We start from the raw sequence: 9342 nt of genomic DNA, 5'->3' as shown, positions 1-9342 counted from the left end.
CCAACCGAGCCTGTCGCGCCAACCGCGCCAACCGCGCCAACCGCGCCCGTCGCGCCTGTTGCACCCGTTGAGCCGACTCCGCCGGTTGCACCGGCTGCACCGGCTGCGCCCGTCAAACCGGTAGCTCCGGTAGCTCCAGTCGCACCCTTGACTCCGGCCGGCCCGATGGGACCGATAAACCCCTGCGCACCGGTCAGTCCTGTCAAGCCCCTGGCCCCTGGCAGCCCCGGCGTACCCGGCAGCCCGACAAGCCCTTGCGGACCTAGGGGCCCGACCGCGCCCCTGGGCCCTGCCGGACCTACCGGACCCATCGGCCCGGTGGCGCCTCGGGGGCCTACCGGACCCATCGGCCCAGCCGGCCCAGTGGTACCGAGGAGGCCTTGAATCCCGGCCACGCCTCGCAACCCGCGCGCGACGTCGCCATCGTTCGGATCGGATTGCGTCTGCGGGTTGATCCGATACCAGGAGATCAGCGTGCCGTCCGTGCACCGGCGCCCATGGGCGTAATCGATGACGCTCACGACACCGGTCGACTTTTTGACGCACGCGTAGATCACCGTCGTCGCCGCGGAGGTTGTCCCGGCCTCGGCAGAGCCGGGCGAACTGAGCACCAGCGCCGCAGCCGTGGCGGCGCCGAACCCGGTGCGCATTATGGAGATGTTCATCGAGATCCAGCCTTTGATCGGGGGGTAGGCTAGGGATAGTCATTTCAAGTTATTTGCCCCGACTTGCGACCTGGTCATCCTTCGGTAGTCATCAGGTTGCCGAGCGTGAATCCATCAGGCGCGCCGCACTGGGTCCGGTCGCCCTTGAGCGGCCGGCGGGCCACGACGATTCGCTGGGACTACCGACAGCGACAACAGGCGGCGGGGTCGCGCAGCTCGGCGTGACCGTCCTCGACCCGGCGTCAAGAAGAGCGTGTAGTGCAATAGCGATCAAGGCCCCACGATGAGCTGGGCCTGCACGTCCCGGGGGACCCGCACGCCGCGCGACCGTACGTTGGGATGAACCGGGCGGCGAGTGGGTCGGAGCAGGCGGGCGTTACCGCGACCAACTGCCTGGTCCGTCGGGGTGAGAAGGAGCGGGCGGCGCCGGGGAAGCCCGCGCTGACCCGGGGTGACGGCGATGCCGAGGCCGGCCGCGGCGAGCTGTGGGCCGTGCTGATCCTCTATCTGGGCGTGGACGCGTGGGGCTTCGGGTTCGGCGTCGTCTCCATCGCGTGGACCGCCGTCGTGATCATGATCCCCGCAGCGATCGCGACCATCGCCGGCAAGCGGCACGCATTTCCGCAGTGGCCCGCAAACTCCCCTTCGCAGGAGTTCGACGAACCCGACGCCCAGCGGCCGAGTCGAAGCTCAAGACTAGATATATTCACGTTTGCCCCTGATTGTGGGCCTCGCTCCGCGACGATGCAGGGGTCCAATCGTTTTGAGGGGTCCGGGGGCAGACGTGCGTGGGGTTCGTTTTCTGCTGAGCGGTGGTATCGCCGGAGCGGTTCTGGCGGCTTCTTTCCTCGTCCCGGGGGCGGCTGCGGCCGAACCGAAGGGGCCGCCGAGCGACACGCCACCACCCGTGGTGACCTTGAACGACCCCGCTCAGCAGTTCGCGGCGCGGAGCACGCTGAAGAACCTGGTCTCGGTGGCGAGCGTGTCGGCCGACGCCAGTCTTGCCTCGCTGGGTGTCGGCTCGGCCGGCAGCGTCTCCGCCCTCGCGCCGGGCTTCTCGGCGGCCAACCACTACTACCAGATCATCACCGATGATCCAGCGTTCACGCTCACCCCGGTCGCCACAGACTCGCAGGCCTCGGTGGAGGTACGGCTCGAGGGCGCGCTGAAAACCGCTGATTCCGGGGGTACGGTCGCCCTGCCGCTGAGCCGGGGGCGGAACGACGTGACGATCAAGGTCACGGCTGCCGACACCAGCACCACGGACACCTTCCATCTCGCGGTCTGGTTCAACGTCGCGCCCGAGGCCAAGGTCGTCGGCATCACCAACACCGATCCGACGGTGTTCGGCGGTTCCCGCTCCACCGTGACGTTGCGGGACGGCACGTTCCCCAGCGGCGGCGGCTGCTACGACCTTCAGGTCGAGGTGACGAGCGGGTACACGAGGGTCATGAGCAACCGGCTCGACCCGGACACCGGGCTCACCCAGGTCGTGGTGGAACTGCCCCCCACGGCCGGGCACAAACCGGGACAGGCGGACCTGAAGCTCAGCACGTACTGCAGCGTCGGCAACTTCTACGGCATGGAGAGCCGGACGACCGTCTCCAACGCGTACACCTACAGCGACGACTTCCAGATCACCAGCGCGGACATCCCCGACCCGGTCACCTCGGGTTCCCTGTTCGTCCTGCGCGGGCGCGGTGTGGTCAGCCCGGCCGACGTGGCGTACTGGATCCAGGACTCGCAGGGGCGGATCATCGACGACGTCTACTGGTGGGGCTGGACCGGGGACGACAACGCGCAGATCTACGTCGAGTACCCCGACGGCGGCGAGGAGTTCGGAGGCAGCGGCCCGCGGACCCTGTACGCGGGAAACTGCCCGGAGAGCGGTGACGAGTACGGTCCTGACTGCGTACCCATCTGGTCCAGGAGCATCAACTGGCTCGCGCCGGCTCCCTCTGATCTGTCGTTCTCGCCCTCGTCCGGCCCGATCGCGGGCGGTACCAAGATCCGTCTGAAGGGCCGGTTCCTGGTCTCCGGCGAGGACCGGGCCACCATCAAGGTCGGCGGTCAGGACGTTCCGGACTACGAGATCGTGCAGGAGGGCTGGGACGGCGACACCTTCGCGCAGTACCTCCAGGATTACGACATCATCGAGTTCCCCGCTCCGGCGGCTCCGGGTCCCGGCCCGGTCAAGATCACTGCGACGAACCCTTACGGTTCCGGGACGACAGCCGCAAGCTTCACGTACGCGTCCCGCCCCGGCATCACCTCGATCAGCCCCGCCACCGTGGCGAATTCCGGTGGCTCGGTCATCACCGTCCAGGGCACCGACTTCGGGGTGAGCGGCCGTCCGACGGTCATCATCGGCGGGGTCAAGTCGCCGCTGGTCACCAGGCTGAGCAACACCAAGCTGACCGCCGTCGTCCCCGCGGCCACGGCGACCACCGGTCCGGTCGGGTTGCAGGTCTCCTCCGCCCAGGGCGGCGGGATCTCCGACTCCACCACGCTGACCCTCGTGGCTCCGAGTGCCGCGCCCGTCATCTCCCAGGTCAGCCCGGCCAGCGCCAAGATCGGTGACGAGGTCACGGTCACCGGGAGCGGATTCGGGGCGACCGGGACCGCCGGCGTCAGCGTCGACGGTGTGTGGGCCCGGGTGACCTCGTCGAGCGCCACCTCCCTGACCTTCGAGGTTCCCGCCGTCGACACGACCGGAGTCAAGGATCTCGTCGTCGGCGCCGTCACCGGTGCCGCGACCAGGGCCGGCGGGATCACCGTCCTGCCCGAGAACGGGATCACCTCCGTCTCGCCCGGTGTCATCGCGTCGTACGCCACGGGCAACACCGCGAAGATCACCATCACCGGTTCGGGGTTCGGCACCGGCGGCACCGTCAAGGTGGGCACCGCAGCGGCCGTCTCCTACACCGCGACCAGCAACGGCACGGTGATCAGTGGCGTCTCCGTGCCCACGACCTCGGCGGGTTCGCAGGCGGTCGTCGTGACGCCGAATGGCAGCTCGACCGCGCTGCGCGGCTCCGTCCGGGTCACCGGCCCGGCGGTCACCTATGTGGGACCGGATCCGTACAACGCGGCCTTCCTGCCGCCGGACCCGGATGAGTACCGCGGCGGCCTGATCCTGCACGGCACCACCGCCGGCGGCATGAAGGTCCGGGTCCAGGGCAGCGGCTTCGGGCCCAGCGGAACCGTGAAGGTCGGCAGCACGACGGTGACGCCACTGTCCTGGTCGGACACCGCGATCGTCTTCACCGCCCCGGCGCAACCGGTCGGCTCGGCTTCGATCACGGTCACCCCCGCGGGAGCCACCCTGTCGGCCACGTACGCGAACGCCCTGCGGTACACCGCGAGCCTGGGCCTGCCGACGATCGACCGCATCGCCTCGACCACCGATCTCAGCCACAACTTCCGGAACGAGTTCGACCCCGTCGCCGACCTCAACGACGGGTTCACGCTCACCGGCACCAACCTGACCGGCACGGCTCCGGCGAGCACCCGCGTCATCGTCGAGGACCAGGGCGGTGGGAACGACGTGACGCTCACGCCGTCCGCCATCACCGACACGTCGCTGACGTTCTCCGCGCCGCGCGGCTTCTCGAGCGGTGGCTGGAAGCGGGTCACGGTCGTCACCGATGCCGGCCGGGCGTACACGACGACGGGCATCTACTACCTGTACGCCGGTGTCACCCTGACGCGCAGCCCGGACTTCGGAAGTTGCCTGCGGACCACGCAACAGGCCACGGGCAACGTCACCCAGACGCCCGCGGTCGTGACGATCGTGAACTCCGGTGGCCTTTTCGGGCCGGCCGGCACCGTATCGATCGACGGCGTGACCATCGTCCCGACCAGCTACTCCGACGGGCAGGTCGTCGTCGACCTGGCCGCCCTGCCGGCCGAACTGAGCAATCCCTGGGGCTCCAAGACCTTCGTCATCACGCCGGCCGACTCCAGCAAGCCGGTGCAACGGGTCGGGTTCCTCTGCGCGCTCGCCCCATCGGTGACCACCACCGCGAACGGGTCGGCGAATCAGCTGACGATCCCCGCGGGCCAGTCGTACACGCTCGGCAACACCACGTCGGGCTTCATCGGCACCAACCCGTTCATCGTGACGGCCCCGAGCGGATACGAGTACGTGACGGCAGCGGCGTACGGTGCCAACGGCTTCAACACCGCAGTGACCGCAGGCGCCCCGGTGGCCGCCGGTGACTACTACGTCCGGGTCGCACGCGGCCGGGCGACCTACGCCGCGGAACGCTATCTGTGGCTCAGCGATCCCGCACCGGTCCGGGTGACCATCACGGGTACGCCCATCACGCTCACCCCGATGTCCGCCCATGGCGCCTCGTTCACCTACCAGGGCCAGCTCAGGGACGGCACCGACTTCACCGTCACGCCCAGCTCCACCACGGACCCGATCACCAAGGTCGTCTGGGAGTACCGCAACTCCACCTGCGACCAGCGGCCCCTGACCGACGGCTGGACCGAGGGCCTGCCGGGCAACGTGGCGCTGGCCGACCCGAACTGTGGCGGTGACGGTGTCTCGCAGGCGGCGTGGGATGTCCGGGTCAAATCCTTCGAGATGAAGACGTCGGGGACCGACCGCGGCATCTACTACGTCGCCGACAAGCCGATCACCCGGATCACCATCACCCCGCGAAACCTGACCATCGGCGCGGTCCGCGCGGACAAGGTCTACGACGGCACCGAGGCGGTCACGCTGGGCGAGCTGACGTTCACCGGCGCGGTGGACGGCGACTCGATCGCCCTCGTGGGCAACTCGGGCTCGGGGACGTTCGCGGACGCCACCCCGGGCATCAACAAGCCGGTGACCCTGGCGGACGACGTGGCGCTCGCCGGGTCGGCGAAGGCGAACTACGTCCTCACCAACCCCCGGCCGACCGTGACCGGCACCATCGCCAAGGCCGACGCGGTCCTCGCCCTGTCGGTCAGCCCCAAGTCGGTGCTGCTGTCCGAGAACACACCGGTGGAGGTCACCGCGACCGTCACGGACAAGCGCACCAACGCCGCGCCGAACCCCGACGCCAATCTCGCGGCGGTGGTCCTGACCTCGCAGACCCCGGACGTCTGCACCGTCGCCGGCACGACCGTCACCGCCCGTGGTGCCGGCACCTGTGTGATCACGGGCCGGCAGCCGGCGTCGGTCAACTACAACGTCGCGACCGCGTCCTCCGACCCGGCCGAGACGGTGGAGACCGTCGAGATCAGCGTGTTCGGCGCGCCGCAGACGATCTCGGTCATCGCCGACGACCTCACCGTCGCGGTGGGCGATGACATCTCGCCGACCGCGCAGATCACCGGCCTGTTCGACGGGGACGAGGTCTCCGGCATCGACTACGACTACTACCAGGGCAACCAGGTGCTCAACGGTGCGCCCACCGATCCCGGCACCTACAAGGTCGTGCCGCGCGGTGGTTCCCTGACCGCCGCCAACAACCAGGCATACAGCAACCCGAGCAGCTTCCAGTACGTCGCCGGCTCGCTGGTCATCACGCCCGTGCCGCCGGAGATCACCCGGATCTCCCCGTCGATCGGCAGCGTCTCCGGTGGCACCACGGTCACCATCACCGGCAACCGCCTCGACACCGTGCGTTCCGTCCGGATCGGTGACACCGTGCTGCGGATCCCGGACTTCCAGGTGAACGGGGACGGTACGAGCCTGACGTTCCGGACCCCGGCGGTGTCGTCGCCGGACGTCGTCGCGGTGACCCTCGTCGCGGGAACGGCGGAGGCGAGCGCGACCTACAGCTACATCGCCGACCCCACACCGATTCCCGACCCGCCTACGCCGGTCACGCCCACGCCCGCGCCGCCGTCGGCGCTGACCGCAGCACCGGTGGCCAGGGCCGGGACGTCGTCCATCAGCGTCTCCTGGCAGCCCGCCGCGGGGCAGGTGACCGGTTACACGGCGTACGCGTCACCGGGCCAGGCCACCTGCACGACAACGGCCCCGGCCACCTCGTGTGTCATCGGAGGGGTCGCCGGCACGAGCTACACGGTGACCGTCGTGGCTTCGGGCCCGGGCGGCGCGTCCGGACCGTCGCTGACGTCGAACGCCGTCGTGCCGACCGAGCCGGTGACGCCGCCGACCGTGCCGGCCGATGTGCCGCTGACCCTCACGACGGACAAGGGAAAGCTGTCCCTCGCGGTGCCGTCCCAGCAGATCATCGTCATCGGCACCGGTTTCGCGCCGTACTCGACGGCCACCGTGACGATCTACTCGACCCCGATCGAGCTGGGCCAGGTGACCACCGACGCCAACGGTGACTTCGCCGCACCGGTGACCGTGCCGGCCGGGCTCGCCGCCGGTGAGCACACGTTCCTCGCCGTCGGTGTCGACCCGGCGGGTGCTCCGCGCAAGATGGCCCTGCCGGTCACCGTGGCACCGACCAGCCCCGGCAGCAGCGGTACGGGCGACACCACGCAGAAGACGGTGTTGCCGGTGCCCTCCGGTGGCGGCATCACGCTGCTGGACGCGTCCGGAAACCCGGCGACCACCGTCACCGTCGCAGGGCAGGGAACCTACGCACTGGACGCCACCACCGGAACGATCTCGTTCGTGCCGGTCAAGGGCTTCAGCGGCAAGGCCGATCCGGTCAGCTATCGCATCACCGACGCGATCGGCACGATGATCACGGGTACGTACACCGCGGTGGTCACCAAGAGCAGCACCGACAACCCGGGCCCGGGGCCGTCCACGGGAACGGTGAAGGTGAACGTCGCCAAACTGACCGTCACCCGGGGGCAACCTGCCAAGGCGACGTTCCCGGTCATCGTCTCGTTCTCGACCGCGGTCAAGGGTCGCAACAGCGTCGTGCTGTGGAGCACCGTCTCGGGCAAGCGGGTCGTCGTCGGCGCCGGCCGGAGCACGATGGCCAAGGCGACCCGGCGGGCGGCTGTGCCGATCACGCTGAACGCGCTCGGGCGGGCCCTGGCGGCCAGGCTCGGCGGCTACCCCGTCGCCGTGGCGGTGACGACGACGCCTGCCACGGGCCGTACGTTGCGGGCCAGCAGCCGTACCAATCTGGTCCTCAACGCATTCACCGCGGCCCGGCCGGTGTACTTCGCCACGTCGTCCTCGGTGGTCAGCGCCGCCCAGCGCCGCTACCTCGCCGGGCTGCGAGCCAAGCTGACCGGCGTCACCTCGATCACCTGCATCGGGCACACCGACGACCGCGGCAACGCCAAGGCAAGCCGGAAACTCGGCGAGCACCGGGCCGCCGAGGTCTGCCGCCTCCTCACCACCCGACTGAAGATCAAGACTTCGGTCATCACCCGAGGTGAGGCCAACCCGTCGGCCAGCAACAAGACCCCGGCCGGCATGGCCCGCAACCGCCGGGCCGACATCACCATCCGCTACTAGACCGGGCGTTCAGCGGGCCGTCACCCCACGGGTGGCGGCCCGCTGCCTTTCCTCAGGATTCCAGGCGGATCCGTTGCAGGGCCCACCACATCTCCAGGGCGCGGTTCGGGTCGCGCAGGTCGATTCCGGTGAGTTCCGCATAGCGGCGTACGCGGTACCGCACCGTGTTGTGATGCACCGACATCTCGACGGCGGCGAGGTCTGCGCGCATACCCAGGCTGAGATAGACGCGTACGGTGTCGAGGATGGGTTTAATCCCCTCGCCTGATCCCAGCGGCGTGATGTAGCGGCGGACCAGTTCGTCGCCCACATCTGCGTCGGCGAGGACGGCGGGGAGCAGTCCCAGGCCGGTGAGATCGTGGAACCCGGTCAGGTCGAACGCCGTTGCGGTGGTCAGGGCCCGTGTCGCGCGGCGAAACTGTGGTTCGAGCTGGTCGAGGGCGGCACTGGGTCCGACGCCGATCGCCGACGCGGGCACGGCCTTGGGCATGGCCTTGGACTCGGTCTTGGGCAGCCGGTCGATGAAGCCGGCGAAGTCGCCGTCGATGAGGGCGGCCAGCCCGCGGGGACGGCTGCTGTCGAGGGTGAGCCCGAGGAGGCGTTCGACGGCCTCGACGGTCATCGCCTCGGTCGGCCGGGCTCGGAACGGGTGATATTCGAGGTCGGGGTCGAGGCCGTAGCGCCCGGCCTGCCGGCGGATCTCGGCGGGTCCCAGAGTGGCCGACAGGACGCCGCGTACGAAGTCGGTGCGCCGTTGCTGCTCCTGGCGGGCGAGCTCGAGCTCGGCCCGGTGATGGCCCTGGGTGAACGCGAGGGTCGCGACCTCGGTGGTGGTGAGCAGGTCACGGGTGAGTTCCAGCAGGGTGCGCTCGGCGAGCCGGCGCTGCCGCCCGACGGCGATCATCTCGTCGACGACCTCCCGGATGGACAGCCGCCAGGCGCGCAGCATCTCCTCGGTCGGAATGCCCTGCCGCGCGCGTTGCTCGCCGTAGGAACGGAACTCGGCCAGCTCACCGTCGGTGAAGGGGCGGTCCTCGTGCAGCGGGGCCAGGACCCGTTGCAGGCTGGTCAGGACCGCCGGGAGAAACGCCTCGGGCTCACTACGCGCATACAGCGGGATCTCGGCGCGCATCCGCTCCAGGATCCGCGCGCTGAGCGGCGCGGACTGCGCGGTCAGCTCCGCGATCAACCGCCGTCTCGAAGCCCCGGTCGCCATTTGGAAAAACTAACAAAGATCGACGATCAACATCGACATGTACGCCATAGCCCGCCCCGTTGTCG

General features: G+C 69.5%; 2 protein-coding genes. One reads left to right on the top strand and one right to left on the bottom strand.

The features are described from left to right. Nucleotides 1–1572: 1572 nt before the first annotated feature. On the top strand, nt 1573–8061 hold the full coding sequence (locus tag Ahu01nite_RS43800; protein WP_203842690.1) for an IPT/TIG domain-containing protein: 6489 nt from the start codon (nt 1573–1575) through the stop codon (nt 8059–8061). 52 nt (nt 8062–8113) lie between these two features. On the opposite strand, the gene Ahu01nite_RS43795 is transcribed toward Ahu01nite_RS43800, so the two are convergent. Continuing rightward, complete coding sequence (locus tag Ahu01nite_RS43795; protein ID WP_203842689.1) at nt 8114–9277, bottom strand: PucR family transcriptional regulator; 1164 nt, start codon at nt 9275–9277, stop codon at nt 8114–8116. Nucleotides 9278–9342: the final 65 nt, after the last annotated feature.

Source organism: Winogradskya humida, assembly GCF_016862215.1.
In the GTDB taxonomy this organism is placed as follows: Bacteria; Actinomycetota; Actinomycetes; order Mycobacteriales; family Micromonosporaceae; genus Actinoplanes; species Actinoplanes humidus.
This window is presented reverse-complemented; position numbering and strand designations above follow the sequence as displayed.

Bases quoted from the DNA above. Each gene is read 5' to 3' on its own strand.
- Ahu01nite_RS43795 (WP_203842689.1), bottom strand. From the start codon at position 9,277: ATGGCGACCGGGGCTTCGAGACGGCGGTTGATCGCGGAGCTGACCGCG.